Origin of the sequence: Enterococcus avium (assembly GCF_002891025.1) — a bacterium.
GTDB classification, from domain to species: Bacteria; Bacillota; Bacilli; order Lactobacillales; family Enterococcaceae; genus Enterococcus_A; species Enterococcus_A avium.
In genome coordinates this window covers 592,004-610,150 of record NZ_NBSL01000003.1, presented here as the reverse complement: position 1 = coordinate 610,150, position 18,147 = coordinate 592,004, and the positions used below count along the sequence as shown (strand labels likewise).

Here is an 18,147-nt window from a genome sequence, read left to right as displayed (position 1 = left end):
TTATCTTGAAATAAGAGTTGATTCCGTTCGATCCTCTTACAAATCATTATAGCAACATTCCATTCTCCATTGCCGATTGTTCCTAGATATGACTAAATCAAGTCTGCAAAAAATACAAACACCTTTTTACTAATGCTCTATCAGATACAAAGAATCCTATAAACAATCGTTAATTATCGCTATTTGACGCAAAAAAAGAATCGAGCATCTAAAAATGCTCGATCCTTCCTTTTTAACTATTACATAATCGTTCCCATTGCTACGTTTTGATCTTCATCATTGATGACCGCAGCAGCAACAGCTGCTTCTAAACCTTTAGCGATTGTTTCAACAGATAAGCTCGGTGTTCCTACAGGTAAATCTATGACTTGCTCAGGCAAGTAAGGCACATGGATGAATCCGCCTTTGAGATTCTTTCCTTCTTTATCTGCTAAATACAGCAAACGATACATAATATCGTTACAAACAAATGTTCCAGCGGTGTAAGAAACGCTGGATGGAATTCCCGCTTCTTTTACTTTGCTGACCATCGCTTTGACTGGAAGTGTTGCAAAATAGGCTGTTTCACCATCTTCATAAATGACTTGGTTCAATGGCTGTTGTTCTTCATTATCTGGAATACGAGCCTCCATCAGATTGATAGCAACTTTTTCAACAGAAATATCTGAACGTCCGCCCGCTTGTCCGACGCAAATGACGATATCAGGATTTTGTTCCTCAATCGCCTTTGCCAGAACTTCGCCATCCTTTTTAAAGACTGTGGGGATTTCCAGTTTATGGATTTTTGCGCCTTCAATTGTATCAGGTAATAATTTTACTGCTTCAAACGCAGGATTAATTGCTGCGCCGCCAAAGGGATCAAAACCGGTAATTAAAACTTTCATTTACTTCACCATTCCTTTTTCTTCTATTTAAATAAAATCATATAGCAGATTTGGAAAACTAAGAAGATCACTGCTAAGACCGCTTGATTTTTGATTACGCCAAAACGATCCTTCATTTCCAGCATCGCCACAGGAACGATGTTGAAGTTTGCGGCCATTGGTGTACACAAGGTTCCACAGTAGCCACAGGTTAATGCGACCATACCGATTAAGACAGGATCAGCTCCGTAAGCAAGAACAAACGGTGCTCCAATTCCGACAGTCATTACTGTAATGGCAGCAAAAGCATTTCCCATGATCATTGTAAACAGCATCATGCCGATCGCAAAGACGATAATTCCTAAGTTGACATTTCCTTTTGGAATCACCTTTGCTACTAGATCAGAAATCACTTCGCCAACCCCAGCAGCCGTAAAGATCGCACCTAAACTTGCTAATAGCATCGGCAGCATACTCAACGGACCTACTGTTGACAACATACGTTCCGCATCATCCAAGAATACTTTTGGCTTATTTGAATGAGAATAAACCATTAATACAATAATCGCAACCAATACGCCGACTCCGACACCAACTAATGCCCCTAATTGCGTAAATACGGCAAAAATAATTGCAAAAATCCCCATTGATAACGCTGGGATAAAAATTTTCATCCCAATCTTATCAGCCATTTTCTTCGTAACAGCCTCAGTCGGTGCACTTTCCTTGCCTTTGCTGACTTTTTTGAAAATTGGCGGCAATGTCATAATAATAACGATCACGCCATTAGCCATTGGTGGAATCCAGCGACCAAACATCATGACTACACCTAGTGCACACCAGAAAACCGCAGTACCGATCGGTGTTGGATTTGCTTTATCTCGGGCATTTTTAATCCCGGTATAAACAGCAACTGCACCCATAATAATATAAATAATTTCAAGTAGCTTTTCAGATAATAAAACATCTTGACTTAGAAAAAATGACATGTATGTTCCTCCCTATTTATCGTTGCCGTAGTATTTTTTGTATAATTTTCGGTCTTTTAAGAAGTAGTATACGATTGCTACGATGACCGCAAATAACGCCACTGGAATCTCAACCTTCGCTAAATCAAGCAAGCTTGTTTCGTAACCTAAATCCTTCAATGTCGCTTGAACTAGCAAGGCTCCAGGACCACCAACAAATAATACTTGGAAGAAAAACCACGCAATATTTTCCATCCCTGAGGACATTCCCTTAAGCTCTTCGACATAATCTTCTTCTGGTTCTTTTCCTTTTGCTTCAATTGAACCAATCACCATTGGCATAATGATCGGACGGACAAAACCGGCTACCCCGCCAAAGCTAATATTGAACGCCGCAAAGATTGAACGCATGATACCGTAGGCCCCAATAACTGCGCCAGCTGATGCATTCTTGATTTTCCCAATTAATTTTGCCGCAGACTCTTTCAGACCATTTCGTTCCAAAGTTCCTGTAACCAGCATGATCAGAATAAAAATAGCCATCGAACGATTTGAAACAAAGCTTGTTCCTAACGTCGTTAATAAGCCTTCAACACCTAGACCACCAGTGATTGCTGTAACGATTGCCGCCACTAAAATGATCAGAATTGAATCTAGCTTCAATGCAAAACCAATAATAACGATCAAAATTCCTATTAATTTAACTAATTCCATGTAAAACTTTTCCTCCCTTATTCATTTCAAAATGATGTAAAAGTTTGAAACAAATTTTCTTATTATCACCATTGGCCTACGATTCTACTAATATTAACGTATGAGTAGAACGCGCAACTGACATCCTTATGATGATGCAATAATCGGACGAAGCCGAGTATAGCTAATGTTTATTTCCTCTGACGTAAACACCGCAGAGGTTTGGTAAAGCGATGTTGACTCTAGCAATAAATCAATCGTTGCCAGATCATGCACAACGTGAGCTTGAGCGCACAATCTTAAATATTCTCCTTGAGCCGTTTCATCTGCCACTTCACTTGTGTAGGCGACTGAAGTCAACCACGGAAAACGAATTGACGGATAGCGATGCGTTGTATCTGCCGCAAAGCCAATCCAATAATTGATCATTTCCTTATAATACTCTGCTGGAAATAGCTTAGGCAGCCATTTATGTGCATAGGTTTCAAACTGCTGCGCCCACTCTTCATTCCACTTTTTCATTTCTGGAACAGAGCCAATCGCCTCTGCAATCACATCTTCGATTTTTTTATTTAAGACGATGTTCGAACGATATTCTTCATTTGTAGGGACCCAAAAATAGCCATACAATAATGAACGTGGAAGCCAAAAGCCTTTATACGAAGGCGATGTATAACCAGAAAACGGCTGCTCCCATTCATGAGTAGGCACACCATGATTATCCACCATGACATCTGGTACAAATCGTTCATAAAGTCGCGTCATTCCTAGCGCTTCGGTATGCTGTGTTTCCAAATTGAAGTATTCATAATAGAATTCTTTTCCTACTCCGTTAAAACGAGCGACATGGAGCTTCCACTCAGGTGTCTTTTTTTGCAGCTCATAGTGAATGGCTGCACCATCGACGTTTTCCAAGGGAACGATGACCAAATTCAGATGCTCTGCAACATCCTGATACTTCGGATCGGTTAGTAATTCCTTCAATAACAGAAAAGCTCCGTTCGTACCTGACACTTCATTCGCGTGATGCCGCGCATTGATTATTTCTGATGGATAATTGGTCAAACGCTTGGTTCTCGACAAATAACCAGAATCGGCAGCTTTTGGTAATAATTCGATCGCATATATTTCTCGCCCTAAATAGGATGTCGCGATCTTGTAGACTGAAATCTGCGGCACGCGTTTTAACTGCTGAATAATCGACAGATATTCCTCATATCCAATGACTTGCTCAGGATATAAATCAATCTGATCAATCGTTAAATCCTGAACTGCCTCTGGCGTCTTTTGAGGGACGTCAACCATAAAACGCTGCCCCTCAGCTTGAAAGATTAATTGTTTGTACAAATGAAAATCATAATCTTGACCAACTAATCCTTTACCAAAGAGACTTGCGTATGCTTCTACTACCTCTGTCTGCACACCCTCGATCTGAATTGTTGCAGCTAATCTCTGTGATCCATAATGAATGGACTGAAGGTAACAATTGATTTTCCTACGTTCAGGTGGATAGACGGCTTGTTTGCCCTTCACCACGATTTGAGGCTCTTTCTTTACTTGTTCAAGAAGTGTGACTTTAAATTGAGGTTTTCCTGCTTTTTTCTGAACAATCGGTAAAATCAACCCTGGCTCCTCAAACATCTCACCATGAACGTCCAAGCCATAATTTTTGAAGTAATCTGCTCCTGCAAAATAGAGATCCTCATGCAGCGCATCTAAACTGGACAAAAGATCATTTCGGCTTGCCAAACGTTCATCTGGCTCACTTGCAGTAATCTCTAATTGCAGCTGCGCGAAAAATGGCTGCTGTGCCTTAGTTGGCTGGCCATTTGTCCGTTCTTCAATCCATGAACGGCAACTTGACAGCACCTCTTCCTGATAAAGTGTCCAAATTTTTTCAACGTCTGTAGCAAACGGCTCCTCTAAAACAGTCGCGTCATTAATTTTCACTCGCAGTCTTCCAGTTGGCGGATGAACCTTTCCCATACCTGGATAAGCAGTTAGATACGGTCTTTCAGAATAGCTGGCTTGATAAGTCCAGCGTTTCTCCTCCGTCTCTGTTTTCACTATTAGTTCATAGGTCAGCTCTTCTGAGCCGGAATAAGTAACAAATGCTATCTGATCCGCAGACAGATTGAAGGCCTTCATCAGATTATCTTGAATCGGATAAAGCTCTTGCAGATAACGAATCGGCAAATCATTCCATTTTTCTGGATCACGACCGTCTACATTATTATAGGTCGGTGTCGCACCAGATTCCTCTGTCCATTCCGTTACACCCTCTGGTAAAAAGGGCTTAAAAGCTATTGTAACATTCTCAATTTTCTGACTTTTCAATTTAGGTATGATGATGTCATTGATCCAGGAATACCCTTGCTTATGGGCGCAAACCAGTTCAATCTTTCCATCTGCATGACGAGCTGTCAGTTCCTTGAGAATCCTTTGTTGAAGCGTCTCACGTACTTGCCGATCCTCACTAAGCACACCTGTGATTTCTACACGATCGCCTGACTGGATTTTAGGATAAACAGAAGCTAATTTTTCTAAAAACTCATCAACCTCCCAGGTTAAATCAAGGGTCTTCTCGTAGGCTTCGATCATAGAACGATGATTGACAAATGTTAAATCAGGAAATGCCTGTTCAATTTCTTCCTGCCGTTGCGTAATTTCAGGTGATGCATACACCAGCTTCTCCTCAGCTGGCAAGCTCGCGGCATAAGCCAATTGACCATCGAGATTTTTCATTGAAAAGCTCTCTACCAACTTTTGAAGATAACTGCTCCAAGTCTCAAAAGTGGAAAGCTTTGGAAACTGTTCGCAAAGAATCGCCGAAAATTCCTCCAGCTCTGTACCAGTTCCTTCTATAATAATTAGTTCACCCTGTTTGAAAATTTGACATTCTTCTGCTTCTCGGAATAAGATTGCTGGACCGCTCTCATAGCTCTGGCTAAGCAGCCAATCCGTTATTGCTGTGGTCTCCATGCCAAAACGAAAAGCAATATTGCTGGCCGCAGCCATCATTGAAGCACTGCACTTTTCGGGTACAATCATCTTAACTGCTAGTTTATCGGGTAAAAAATCATGATTTCGATCTTGTAAAAGCGGACCCGTACTGAATAATTTCTCTAAGCCGGTCACTTTCCGCCATTCAAAATCAATAACCTTCTCAGCATATTGATTTGTCGCTTGGTAATCCTCTGGCGGTCTTTCATGCTTCTGCTTTTGTACAAGCAGCTTCATTAATTCTTGTTCAGTTGGCGTAGCCTCACCCGTACTCGTACTAGCAATTGGAAAAGTTGAATGTTCGCACATAAATCCTGAAATCAAAGCTGCTTGAATGGTCTGCCGTTGTTCAAGAAAAGCTAACTGTCCTTCTACCTTTAGCACATCATTTCCTCCCTACTGCTGTTTTTTAAACAATGTCCCAATCTCACGTCCAGCTAAAATATCATATAAGACATGTGGATCTCTGCCATTGGCTAGAACCATCGAGATATTCGCCGTTAAAGCCCCAGTCGCTGTTTTCAGCTTACTACGAATCCCGCCGCGGCTTAATTTTCCTAAGCTGGGATCAGAGGCTTCAAATAAGCGTTGATCAATTTTACTTAAGTGTCGAATCATTTGTGCTTCTTCGTTGATTGTTGGATTTTCCTAATACAGGCCATTCACATCGGTCAACATGATTAATAAATCAGCATCAACTGCCTCAGCGATCAATAGAGATAATTCATCATTGTCTTCAAATTTTGTTCTGTGTTCTCCTTCATCGACCGTCACTGCGTCATTTTCATTCACAATTGGTAAAATTCGGCGGGCCAAAAGCTCCTGAATCGTTTGATCAAAAGCCTGACGATTTTCAGGAACTGTTAAAATATCTCTACTTAATAATAGCTGTCCGATTTTCTGATCGTGCTTCTTGAATTCAGCTTCGTATAAGCCGGTTAGGATACCTTGACCAACCGCCGCAGCTGCATATTTTGATACTTCACCTAATTGGACTGTCCCAGCACCAACAGCCCCTGACGATACTAAAATAATTTTCTTCCCTGATCTCATTAATTGGGCCAAGACACTGGCTAATTTTGAGATAGCTGATTCAATTATTCCTGTTTCCGGTGACACTAATAAACTTGTTCCAACCTTTATAACTATGATATCTGCCTTTTTTATATCTTCTCTCATCAAATACACCTTAACTATAAAAAACAGACGATTAAACTATATAAAACATCAACCGACCATTACAATTCTTTTATTTTGTGCTAATCATATCACAAAGATATCTACATGAAAATATTTTATTTTTAATCGCCCACTTTTATCTCATTCATTCTGAGTTTATAAAAGCGGTTTTTCTATGCTTTTAATTGATTGGTATATCCTATTACAAAACGAACGTTATATTATAAGCTTAATATAAAATATTTTTTCATAAAAATAGAGCAATTAAATATCATCTAAATTTATAATAAATAATTTAATAAGGTAAATTGTTCAAATTTTCTATTCGAAATAATCCAACGTCCAAGATTATTTTCATTCTTCCAAAAGGTAAACACATTAAATCATTTAAAAGAAAAGATGGAATCTTCTTTTAAGGCATCTAAGAAAACGATCAAATAATGGACCAACAAAAAATTGCTAAGCAAAAATTTCGTTGGTCCATTATTAAAATCGATTCATGTATCTTCCGTAAAGAAAGCTCTACTCTAAATCGTCTTACATTAAGCTTTGATACAACTCAATAATCTCAGAAACACTAGCCTCACGAGGATTCCCAGGCGTGCAAACATCCTTGAAGGCATCTTCCGCGATTTTAGGAAGATCCTCTGATTTCACACCTAACTCAGAAATAGTCGCTGGAATCCCGACATCCTTACTCAACTGATCGATCGCCTCACAGGCAGCAGTTCTAGCTTCTTCAATACTCATTGTTTCAATCGCTTCTACCTGTAATACTTCGGCGATTTTCCGGTATTTTTCTCCAGTGAAATCCTTATTGAATTTCATTACTGTCGGTAAAAGTGCGGCACAGGCTACACCATGAGGAATATTGTACCAAGCGCTCAACGGGTGAGCCATTCCATGAACCAGTCCTAAACCAACATTTGAAAAGCCCATCCCAGCAATGTATTGTCCTAACGCCATTTCTTCGCGAGCTGACTGTTTTTCATTCACTGAATCTCTCAATGAACGTCCAATGATTTCGATTGCTTTAAGATGCAACATATCAGTTAATTCCCACGCACCTTTAGTAATGAAGCCTTCAATGGCATGAGTCATGGCATCCATCCCCGTCGAAGCAGCCAAATTTTTCGGCATGCCCATCATCATGTCACTATCAACGAAAGCGACAATTGGAATATCATTCGGGTCCACACAGACAAACTTGCGATGATTCGTTTCATCCGTAATAACATAGTTGATCGTTACCTCTGCGGCTGTTCCCGAAGTTGTAGGTACGGCTAGAATTGGCAAGGAAGGATTTTTTGTCGTTGCGGTTCCTTCTAAGCTTACTACATCGGAAAATTCTGGATTTGTCATAATGATGCCGATCGCTTTGGCCGTATCAATCGGTGAGCCACCACCGATTGCGACAATCGCATCTGCATTTGAGGCTCCAACGAAGGCTACGCCATCCTTCACATTTTGAACTGTTGGATTAGGAACGATCCCATCATAAATGTCATAAGAAACATTCGCTTGATCCAGCATTTCAGTTACTTTGGTTGCCACTTTAAAATCAATTAATCCTTTATCTGTAACCACAACGACTTTTTTAAAGCCGCGCTTTTCAATTTCAGGAACGATGTTTTCAATCGCACCTTTGCCAAAATAAGATGTTTCATTCAAGATCATTCTGTTTACTGTCATTTGTTTTCCTCCATCTAATGTGTTTATTTTCACAATATTATTTAACAAATTGGAGGGTTGCCCCTCCGATTCATTTAGCTGTTTAGATAACCTTCTCTAGGGGTTACACAAAAGCTGTCGGCTAATAAACGTAAGTTTTCATCGCTGATGGTTTGCTTGATTCCGCCTTGAGCGCACACATAAGTATAAACTTCTGCCGCCTTTTCAGCCGTTTCGATCAAACCAAATACCTCATCCATGTCTTTTCCTGCACCATAGATCCCATGCTGCGGCCATAAAACTAAGCGAGTTTCCTTCATTTTGGCAGCTGTCGCCTCGCCTATTTCGGTTGTTCCAGGAACAATCCACGGAAGAATGGAGACGCCCTCTGGAAAGACCACTAAGCATTCCGTACACATTTGCCATAATGTACGAGTAAAGGCTTTTTCATCTAAATCGTGGGTAAAGCTCATGGCCAATAAATGTGTCGCATGATTATGCATAATGATACGATTTTCAGGATCAACCTCTAGTCGTGCCATATGACTCATGAAGTGACTTGGCAGTTCGCTAGTAGGAACCGCGCCATTTTCCAATCCCCATAGCAGCTGTAAGGTTTTCCCATCCTCTTTTACACGGATGATTCCTAAATTTTCCGCTGGGTTCGCTTGAACATTTTTAAAGTACTTGCCAGAGCCGGTCACGATAAAATATTTCCCTGCTAACGAAGCAGCATCAAAGATCATCGGAATTTCCCGAATGACTTCAGTCGGATTTAAAAACGGTAATACTTCATTTTCTTCCAACAAATAGCTGATATTTCCGCCATTGCGCTCATCCCAGCCCAGTCGGTATAAATTAGTCGTTACCTCGATCATTTCTTGTACATAGTTTGCGTTCAATATGTTATTCTTTTTCAACACGTTTTCCCTACTTTCTTAAGCTTAAAACATCTTTTTCATAGTGCTTAACCTCTGTTAACCAATCCAGACCAACCGGTACATTGTTGATTTCGCAGAAGTAATTCCAAACATCCGCAAATGGGAAGTCCTTCAGCTCCTCGATCATTGCTAGGCGAGTCGTGTAATCGCCAGACAATTCGATTTCCTTAAGCGTATCAATTGGTTCAAGCATCGCCTTCAACAGTGCCTTTTGTGTATTACGAGTACCAATCACCCACGCGGCTACACGATTGATCGTCGCGTCAAAGAAGTCCAAGCCAATATGTGTTTTCTTAAGCAAATCGTTGCGAACCAATTCACGTCCAATTTCCTGTAATTCATCGTCCATGATTACCACATGATCACTATCCCAACGAACTGGGCGACTAACATGGAGTAAAATCCCATCACTGAACAAGCCCAATGAGGATAATTTGTTTGAAATGACTTCGGTTGGATGGAAATGACCTGCGTCTAAACAAATCAATTTATCGCGAGTCAATCCATAGCCCATATAAAACTCATGGGAACCAACGGTATACGCCTCGGCGCCAAGTCCAAATAATTTACTTTCCACTGCATCTAATGTGTAGCTAGGATCAAGCTTCTCGGAAAAAATCTCATCCAATGCTGTCATCAAGCGTTCTCTCGGTGTATAGCGATCGATTGGATTGTCTTTGTAACCATCTGGTACCCAGAAATTATTGACACATACCTGACCGGTTTCCTTCCCAAAATATTCTGCGATCTTTCGAGAACGCTTCCCGTGTTCGATCCAAAATTCGCGAACCTCAGAATCCGGTGAGGCCAAAGTAAAACCGTCTTTAAACATAGGATGTGAGAAGAAGGTTGGATTAAAATCTAAGCCTAAGCCTTGATTTTTAGCCCAATCAACCCATTTTTCAAAATGCTTCGGCTCAAGTTCATTTAGATCGACTTTTTCATCTGTATCCAAGTAAATCGCATGCAGATTCAATTTATGCTTACCAGGAATTAAGGAATAAGCTTTTTCTAAGTCTGAGCGTAATTCTTCCGGTGTGCGAGCGCCCCCTGGATAATTTCCTGTAACTGAGATTCCGCCAGAAAGCTCATCATCGCTCAAAAAGCCTTTCACATCGTCTCCCTGCCAAACATGCATCGAGATCTTTACCTCGGCCAATTGCTTTAATACCGCATCTGTATCAACGTTCACTTTTTCATAGGCCGCCTTAGCAGCTTGATATTTTTGAGTTACTTCACTCATTTTCCTTGCTCCTTTTTTCGATAAATTTTTTATACTTTTCTAATACCTCGTGATCACAGGCTTGTGGTAAATGCTTGCTAAATGTGAAGGAATCCAAGATACATTGGCGTCCAGCTTCAATCGACTCAAATTCTTTTGTAGCAACCATCTGCATCAGAATATTTCCGATTGCTGTCGCCTCTCCCGGTCCTGCACTGATTTCAATTTGTGCGACATCGGCGGTAAGCTGATTAAGGAACTTATTGTTGGAGCCGCCACCAACGATGTGCAGCTTACTGAGCTTGCCATTGGTTCCGGTCATTTTTTCCAGCTTCTCTAATTCACTGGCATAGCAGAGGGCTAAATTGTCATAAATACAGCGGGCGATCGCGCCTGGTGTTTCAGGTACCGTCTGTCCGGTTTTTTGACAATAATCTTGAATAGCGACGATCATGTTTTCTGGATTTAAAAAGCTCTCATGATTCACATCAATAAATTGTTGAAAAGGAGCTTCCTTTGCGGCCATTTCAGCTAGTTCGGGAAAACTATATTGATAGTCTTGCATTCGAGCGACTTCTTGGATCAACCACATTCCCATAATATTTTTTAAAAAGCGAATCGTGTTATGAGCGCCCCATTCATTCGTGTAATTTTCATTAAAGGCTTCTCGACTGACGTTCGCTACTTTCGTTTCGACTCCTAAAAGCGACCAAGTACCACTTGAAATATAGCCCCAATCACGCCCCTGTCCCGGTGTTCCGAGAATCGCCGAGGCGGTATCATGACTAGCCACGGAAACAAAGGTCGCCTCAGGTAAATCAAAATCAGGAAATTTCTCCTTCACAAGCGAGCCTAGAATGGTTCCAGCGTCCACTAACGGCGGCAGCTGCTCTTTACGAATTCCGACTAAATCTAACAGCTCTTCATCCCACGTATCATTGGCGGGATTTAGCAGTTGCATGGTCGAAGCATTCGTTTTCTCCGTTACGGCTTGATTGGTAAAGGCATAACCAAGGTAATCTGGAATCAATAGCAATTTATCGGTTTTCTCTAGCAGTTCTCTTTGTTCAACCAGCAGCTGGAAAATTGTATTAAAGGATTGGATTTGTATCCCGGTTTTCTCATACAACGTTTCTAAGCTCATTAGTTTTTGAAACTTTTCGATCGCATTTTTCGTTCGACTGTCTCGGTAAGCAATCGGATCGCCTAAAAGAGTGCCATCCTTATCCACAAGACAATAATCAACTGCCCAAGTATCAATGCCGACGTAGCAATGTTCAATGCCGTTTTTCTTTATTTTTTCTAAGCCAACGACGATCTCCTGAATCAAATAGTGGATATCCCAACGTTGAAAATCATCCAGCATTCTAAACCCGTTTTTAAAACGATGAACTTCAGTTAAGGTCAGCTGTCCATCAATCAGTTCACTTTTCATCAAGCGACCACTAGAAGCGCCAATATCAATAGCAATATATGTTTTCATCACCTGCTCCTTTCACTTTATTGATAGTATTTTAAAAACTGAGAATTGATGACTCAATCTCGTATTTTCAACTTATGATGTTATTCTACAACCACATGTAAGCTTTTACATTACACGATTTTGATGTATACTTGCATTATCTTGGTGAAAGGAAACTTACAATGACTTATTGGGAAAAAGCCAACCATTCATGGACCGCTGATTCAACTAGATTTATTCTTACTCCAAAGCAAAAGAGCCGCGATTTATTTTATTACATTCAAGAAATCGGATATTTCAAGGCAAATAAACCTTATTTTACGGAACGAGAGAACCTTCCTTCCTATTTGATGAAATTTACCTTGTCTGGTACCGGGGAGCTGCATTATCAAGACGAGGTCTATACTCTAAAAGCGGGGGATATTTTTTTCATTGATTGTAAAAACTACCAGTATTATAAAACCCTCAGCAGCGAGCCCTGGGAGATGGATTGGGTTCACTTTTCTGGTGGAAACACTGAAAACTTCTATCACGAATTCATCAAAAATGGCTCGAATGTGTTTCACACGAACTCAGAAAACGTACGAAATAACCAGATTCACTTACTCATGGAGAAATTATTACAGCTGCAAAAGGAACCAAATGCCAAAACAGACTTTGAATCCTCTGTCCTAGTCCATGAATTATTAAATGAGCTGATTCTGCAAAAATACCAAATGGACTTTGCCGACAGCGAAATTCCTGAATACATTCTAAATGTGAAAAGCTATATCGACGAGAATTATCGCCAAAGCGTTACTCTGGAGGATTTAGAAAAACACTTCCATCTAAATAAATATCAAATCGTCAAAGACTTTTCGAAATTCATGGGGCAGCCGCCAGTGGATTATCAAATAAGCTGTAAAATCTCCTATGCGAAGGATTTGCTTCGGTACTCCAATCTTTCAATTAAGGAGATCTCATTAGAAGCAGGTCTGGACAATTTTGCTTACTTTAGCCGCCTCTTCAAAAAAAAGACCGGGATTTCTCCCAGTGAATACCGCAGAACAGATCGAGTCATAAAAGAATAAGTGGGCAATCAGCTAAAAAGCCCGATCATTCATCCAATGATCGGGCTTTTAACGAATAGAACTATCTTAAAATTCTAGTTCAACATCTTCAATTCCATAGTTCTGCGGTTGATACTCTCCATAATAAGCGGCCAACGGAGACTTGTTTAGATAATTATTCAATGTACTACCAACAACGATCTCCAGCTCAATCGTTTCAGCAAGTGATTGCTTCTCCAAAGGGTATTCTCCTGTGAGAGGATTTCCTAATATTTCACGACCGTTGATCTTCACCGTTAAGCTGCCTTCCGCATTTTTAATACAAACTTTTTTAGGTGTTTTATCCTCTAATCTAAAATCAGTACGATAAATCCCCACTCCCGAGAGATGCTCAAAATCTGAAAGCTCGTTCCAATAGTTTAACTCGAGCAATTGTCTTTGCTTAGTATTCTTTTTAGTTTCTAACGATTCTGGCGTGGCCATTTCCCAGCTTTCTACAGTCAGTGCCCAGGGCTGGTTCTTAAGAGATAACCTTTGATTTGCATTTTCCTCCAACCCTTCCGTTGTTCCCTTCTCAAGAAGCTCAAACACCCGACATTCCTTCGCCAGCAGCTGGTCGTTTCTTACAGGACCGAGTTCACCCGTCCATAAAAACCATTCACGAAGTCGATAGGTTTTAAAAAGCTGTGAAAGTGAGAGACTTTCCTCGCCTTGATTGTAGCAAACCACTAATTTATGTTCTTCACCTGATCGTTGATACGTCAATAAATTACCTGATTCATTCGAGCACTCAGATATTCCAAGAACCTCCACTAGCTCTTTTAAATCTTTTGAATCTTGATAAATAACTGCAAGGCCTCGATTTTGCCAATCGGCGATTGCTTCTTTTACTTCTTTTGTTAAATTCTCTCCCTTGGGAATAAGCAAGCTACGATATTCGGCCCCTCTTGTAAACAGCTGATTGTTCTCAATTGTTACGGATTCTGAGAACAAGCCCTCAGTCATCACTTGGTACCGGTAGCCCAATCGCGTTAATTGTTTTCCAACCTTGACTTGCTTGTTTTCACTGGCGTTATGTCCTGACTGATAGACTAAAACATCCAAGCAGTTTTTTCCGTACCGCAAGAGTTCGTGCAAGCGGCCTAAATACGTTGTATAAGAGTATAGCTGATTCCAAACAGGCTGACGTGGCCCCCATGGTTCAGCGAATCCTCGTCCACCAAGCATCGGATTGAAGGCAGAAAAACCTGGCCACCGCGCTCCTGGTGCGTACTTGAAGGGAAAACCATGCCAATAGGTTTGATTGACCCCAGCCATGTAATTTTTATGAAGTGTTTCAAATAACTGTGATAAGGTCGTTGCATAGCCTTGAAAAAGATAAGCTCCCGCTTCATCGGATAGAATACTGTTACCGCCAAAATCGCGTCCGGCAGCTAATAGTCGAAAAGCATCATTGCCATCCTCACCAAAGCCCAGCGATTCTCCCTCTACGATATCTAATTTTGCAGCGGCAGCGGCAGAATCGATCGCCCAGCCATAAGGCTGCGCGCGATAGTTCAAGCCTAACGAATCTGCCCACTCCTTCAAAGGAGCTAAATGATACTCCTGATAAAGCTGATTCAGCACGTTAAAATAGTCATGCCGGAATTCTCGAATCTTCTCTTCCTTTTCCCGTTCCACCTGAAAACTAGAGCTTTCAACCCCTAAACCTTTATCCTGATTGATTCCTAAAACAAAGGGCAGGAATGGACGAATAACATACCCAGCACGTGATTTAAATTCCTGCAAAAGATTCGTAGTCCAATGCCCTACTGATTGCAACTCCAACGAATCTTCAAAAAAGCAATCACCAACATCTTTCAATAGTGCTAAAAACTCCGAATCAAAAAAGAAATTTTTCTCCCAGAGTGATTGGATCAATGCCGCCCCTTTTGGAGAAAAGTGATCCACTACGTATGCATATGGGTCCATTACATCTGGTCGATTCGCACTTCCCATCGAAAACATATTTACTCGTTGACCAGTTCCTCTTTCATAAATCGCAATAATCAGACTCTCCGGATGTAGCGAAGTGACCGCTTCTGTTAGTTTCCCATCTTTTACTTTTGAAGTGATTTCCACTAACGAATCAAATTGAATTTCATCGCTGATTACCGTGTAAGATTTCTCCCACGGCACAGCTGGTGGCATTTCTACTTCCTTATGTGCGACATGGGCAGCAAGATAAACGGCAATTAAATTATTCTTTATCTCATCACCGTTGATTTTCTTAGCCGTTGTCAGATAGTGAGGAGGACATAGCTCCTCGATCATCGCTCCTTCAGCAATACTATCTGAAAAAGAACACGTCCCATATACTAACTCCTTGGCCGTGCCAAAATCATTTGGATCAGCTTCGTTTGTTGATGCAGGCCAGTGGGGACCGACTGTCAAATCAACCGATAAACCATATTTTTTTGCAGATTTCATTGCTTGCTTCACAGAAATACGCCAATTTTCACTCGTAAAACCATATTTCTCAGGCGTTAAAACTTGTGCATCCTCTTCAGAGATCGCGTCATAGACATCAGAAATTTCAACTCCGCCAAAACCTGCTTCAGCAATCTCCTTCAGCTCTTGATCTAATTCCTCTAGATGATGCGCCACGTACCCGCCAGGCCACCAGTATCTTAATCTTGGTCGACTTTCCTTTGCCGGCTGCTTAAATTTTTCTCTCATTGATTTCATCACTTCACACCTTCTTTTCCTCTAAAAAACGCATACTTTTCTTTTGAAAATTCGAAACAATCGCTCCAACTGCAACTATTAAAGAAATGACACAACCAATCAGCATCGCTCCAGAGGCAGTTGAACCAATCAACACTTGATTTAAGAAGTTGATGATGGCCGGACTTAAAAAACCTCCGATAGAATTTGCGGTAGACAAGACCGCCATTCCCATTGGTATCAATATCGGATGAACTAAGATAGTTATTAAAAAAGGTGCTTGTGAGAAAAATAATGCCTGACCAGCACCTGACAGAAAACTACCAATGATTGCCAATGGTAATTTTCCCGCAAATGCTAAAATAAGTAATGAGACACCTTCGATTACAAAGGCAAATGCGATCATATGTGACTTCACTAGTTTAGAAATCTTGCCGACACAAAGTCCGGTAGTTAATCCACCCAATTGCGCCAACATCGTCACCATTCCTGAAATATCACTTCCGCCTAGATTATTCTCATTAATCAAAAGAGAAATATTGTTATTAAAGGCATTATTGACTACCATGAAGCAAAAACCCATCAACGCTACAATCAGAACTCGTTTATTCACACTTCCTCTCAGCGAATGCGTTTCATGTTGTTCCTGCTTTTCTTCATTGCTGGTTTTTGGCAGACAAACCCAGGCAATAACAAAAACCAGTGCTGCAAAAGCGTAAATTAAATACGACTGATACCAAACTCTAGCTCCTAAATTTCCGGAAATGAACATCAAGAACATCGTTCCTATACTGACAAAGGAAACCTGTTTTCCCATTGCTCCTTGACGCTCCTCCACGGGAAAATAATCAGCGATCAATCCCGGAATTACATTCGTGATAAAGCCGACGCTTACCCCAATCAATCCTGAGCAAATAATTAGAGTGATCAGTTGATGATGAAAGAAATACGGAATTAGTCCAAAAATACAGGTAGCGGCAGCACCGATTAAAGCAATCGTGCGTTTAGAGATCGAAAGAGCAATCCTCCCCACCGCAAATGCCGCTACGATCCCTGTTAAATTGGCGACAGATAAGATCATTTGAATTTGACTGATTCCGTTATTGGGGAACGCTCCAACAATTGCACCTAAAACTGGGGACATCAGCAACGTAGCCATTGAAAGCATACTTAAAGAAAAAATCCCTACTTTAATTCTTAAACTCGTTTGCATTTTAAACTCTCCTTTATGTGGTATTTTAACTTGTAAGGTAATCTTAAACGCTAAAGAAAACGGATACAATGCGTGAAACGAGCTATTAACTGTGATAATATGACCTAAAGGAGCGATCTATATGAAAAACGAACCGTATTTTCGTCACGTCGAACACATTCCGAGAATTGACCAAACGAAGAATTCCTTAAGTCCCTATGTTATTGTTGACCCAACATTTGATCCCTATCGTGAACTTCATGACAAAAAAGAAATAAGCCTACCGCTAAAAAAAATTCTTTCAAACCTTGAGCTAGATGATCAATTACACTTTGCCATTGTCTCTCATTACTTGGATCTCCCGTCTAATTTGCATTATCACGATTATATTGAGATTGTCTATTTACCTGAGGGCAAACTGTTGAATGTAGTTAATCACACCCCATTCATTATGGAATCCGGTAGTCTTTTTTTGATCAATCAGAAAATCCCTCATCTAGTTGCTTGTTTACCTAATGAAAAGCTGAAGCCGATGGTGGTAAATCTGTTGATTCATCCCAAAATTTTTGATGCCTTCCAAGAGACAACGCGGCAGCCAGCTACGTTGACTAGTCAACTGTTTAACTTTGGTGATTACCTTATTTATCATCGCTCAGATTTAGAGAATGTTCATTACTATTTACAACGGTTGATCACCGAATATTATCAAGCGAACTATACTTTTTCTTATACTGTGCTAGGGTATCTGATGATTTTTTTAGAAGAATTAGTTAAATTACAACATCCGTTGAATAAAACGACAGATAGACTTACTCAAGATGTTCTTGACAGAATTAAAAAGGACCCCGCAACTGTTTCGCTAGAACTTTTAACAAAAGAACTTTCTTATAGTAAAGGGTATCTTTCACGACACATAAAAAAACAAACGGGCAAAACTATTTCGCAGCTTATTACCGATGAAAAATTAATACTTGCGGAAAAATATCTCTCAGAAACCTCAAAAACCATCTCTGAGATTTCAGAGATGGTGAATTATCAAAGCGAAAGCCATTTTTACCGCCTATTTAAAAAAAGATTCCAGCTGACACCTAAACAATATCGGCTTTTGATAAAATAACTGTTCGCTTTTCTTATTCAAAAAGGGCCCAAGCTACCTGATTAAGCTTGAACCCTTTTTGGTTATTTCAATTTATTGTTT

General features: G+C 40.4%; 14 protein-coding genes. 2 read left to right on the top strand and 12 right to left on the bottom strand.

Annotated elements, in window-relative coordinates; genetic code table 11:
• Positions 1–239: 239 nt before the first annotated feature.
• The 10 genes from pcp to rhaB all read right to left on the bottom strand — a co-directional run bounded on the left by pcp (position 240) and on the right by rhaB (position 12,023).
• Positions 240–884 (bottom strand): pyroglutamyl-peptidase I, encoded by a 645-nt coding sequence (pcp, locus tag AUF14_RS18555; protein ID WP_102866446.1) that lies wholly within the window; start codon positions 882–884, stop codon positions 240–242.
• A 23-nt stretch (positions 885–907) separates the two neighbouring features.
• The gene (locus AUF14_RS18550) at positions 908–1,852 is read right to left on the bottom strand and encodes a DUF979 domain-containing protein (RefSeq protein WP_016178679.1); all 945 of its coding nucleotides are present in this window, start codon (positions 1,850–1,852) and stop codon (positions 908–910) included.
• Between the two features lie 12 nt (positions 1,853–1,864).
• On the bottom strand, positions 1,865–2,545 hold the full coding sequence (locus AUF14_RS18545; RefSeq protein ID WP_048719851.1) for a 5-oxoproline transporter, DUF969 family subunit: 681 nt from the start codon (positions 2,543–2,545) through the stop codon (positions 1,865–1,867).
• Between the two features lie 126 nt (positions 2,546–2,671).
• Positions 2,672–5,911, bottom strand: coding sequence for a M14 family metallopeptidase (locus tag AUF14_RS18540; protein ID WP_102866445.1), 3,240 nt, complete (start codon positions 5,909–5,911; stop codon positions 2,672–2,674).
• Between the two features lie 12 nt (positions 5,912–5,923).
• Complete coding sequence (locus tag AUF14_RS22945) at positions 5,924–6,145, bottom strand: amino acid kinase family protein (protein ID WP_227656390.1); 222 nt, start codon at positions 6,143–6,145, stop codon at positions 5,924–5,926.
• A gap of 30 nt (positions 6,146–6,175) precedes the next feature.
• The gene (locus tag AUF14_RS18535) at positions 6,176–6,706 is read right to left on the bottom strand and encodes an amino acid kinase family protein (RefSeq protein ID WP_227656389.1); all 531 of its coding nucleotides are present in this window, start codon (positions 6,704–6,706) and stop codon (positions 6,176–6,178) included.
• Positions 6,707–7,243: 537 nt separating this feature from the next.
• A complete protein-coding gene (gene fucO / locus AUF14_RS18530) occupies positions 7,244–8,398 on the bottom strand; it encodes a lactaldehyde reductase (protein WP_102866444.1) in 1,155 nt (384 codons plus the stop codon).
• A 74-nt stretch (positions 8,399–8,472) separates the two neighbouring features.
• Positions 8,473–9,297, bottom strand: a complete 825-nt coding sequence (rhaD, locus tag AUF14_RS18525) for a rhamnulose-1-phosphate aldolase (RefSeq protein WP_102866665.1) — start codon at positions 9,295–9,297, stop codon at positions 8,473–8,475.
• Between the two features lie 10 nt (positions 9,298–9,307).
• Entirely contained in the window at positions 9,308–10,561 is a 1,254-nt protein-coding gene (rhaA, locus tag AUF14_RS18520; protein WP_102866443.1) for an L-rhamnose isomerase, read from the bottom strand.
• The gene (rhaB, locus tag AUF14_RS18515; protein WP_102866442.1) at positions 10,554–12,023 is read right to left on the bottom strand and encodes a rhamnulokinase; all 1,470 of its coding nucleotides are present in this window, start codon (positions 12,021–12,023) and stop codon (positions 10,554–10,556) included. The genes rhaA and rhaB overlap by 8 nt, the downstream gene beginning before the upstream one ends.
• Positions 12,024–12,184: 161 nt before the next feature.
• Between rhaB and AUF14_RS18510 the strand changes: the two genes are divergently transcribed.
• Positions 12,185–13,072, top strand: coding sequence for an AraC family transcriptional regulator (locus tag AUF14_RS18510; protein ID WP_102866441.1), 888 nt, complete (start codon positions 12,185–12,187; stop codon positions 13,070–13,072).
• A 66-nt stretch (positions 13,073–13,138) separates the two neighbouring features.
• Here the strand turns inward: AUF14_RS18510 and AUF14_RS18505 are convergent, their stop codons facing one another.
• Positions 13,139–15,778: a glycosyl hydrolase gene (locus tag AUF14_RS18505; RefSeq protein ID WP_127478974.1), complete on the bottom strand. Its 2,640-nt coding sequence runs from the start codon at positions 15,776–15,778 to the stop codon at positions 13,139–13,141.
• A 4-nt stretch (positions 15,779–15,782) separates the two neighbouring features.
• Positions 15,783–16,970 (bottom strand): MFS transporter, encoded by a 1,188-nt coding sequence (locus AUF14_RS18500; protein WP_102866439.1) that lies wholly within the window; start codon positions 16,968–16,970, stop codon positions 15,783–15,785.
• A gap of 121 nt (positions 16,971–17,091) precedes the next feature.
• Here AUF14_RS18500 and AUF14_RS18495 point away from each other — a divergent pair, with 121 nt between their 5' ends.
• Complete coding sequence (locus tag AUF14_RS18495; RefSeq protein WP_102866438.1) at positions 17,092–18,066, top strand: helix-turn-helix domain-containing protein; 975 nt, start codon at positions 17,092–17,094, stop codon at positions 18,064–18,066.
• The last annotated feature ends 81 nt before the right edge of the window (positions 18,067–18,147 follow it).